1 protein-coding gene is annotated in these 392 nt (G+C 76.5%); it reads right to left on the bottom strand.

The annotated features are described in order from the left end of the window. Positions 1-392 (bottom strand): alanine racemase (locus tag QN345_RS19865; RefSeq protein ID WP_323509219.1); only part of this gene is annotated, 392 nt, incomplete at both ends.

Genomic DNA, 392 nt, shown 5'->3' with positions numbered 1-392 from the left:
ATGTTCACCCGCGCAGAGCCGGACGCCGCGCGGGGCACACCGTCCGCGTAACCGAGCGGGACGAGGGCCAGATTGCCGTCCTCTGGGGCACGCCACAGGTAGTCGTAGGACACGCCCGCTCCCGCAGGCACCCGGCGCACGGCGGCGACGCTCGCGCGGAGGGTCATCGCCGGCGAAAGGCCGAGCTCCCGCGGGCTCGCGTCGTCGAAGGGGGACAACCCGTAGAGGCCGATGCCGATCCGCACCATGGAGAACCGGGCGGCGGGCAGGCGCAGGGCGGCCGCTGTCGACGCGAGGTGCGCGAGCTCCGGGGTCAGCCCTGCCGCTGCGGCGAGATCGAGGCCGGAGCTGAAGCGGGCGACGGGCGCGCGCGGCCCGGCCCCGGGGGGGGG

Source organism: Cryobacterium sp. 10I1 (assembly GCF_035019805.1).
Lineage (GTDB): Bacteria > Actinomycetota > Actinomycetes > Actinomycetales > Microbacteriaceae > Cryobacterium > Cryobacterium glucosi.
Note: the sequence above shows the minus strand (reverse complement) of the source record. Positions and strands in the feature narration are given on the sequence as shown.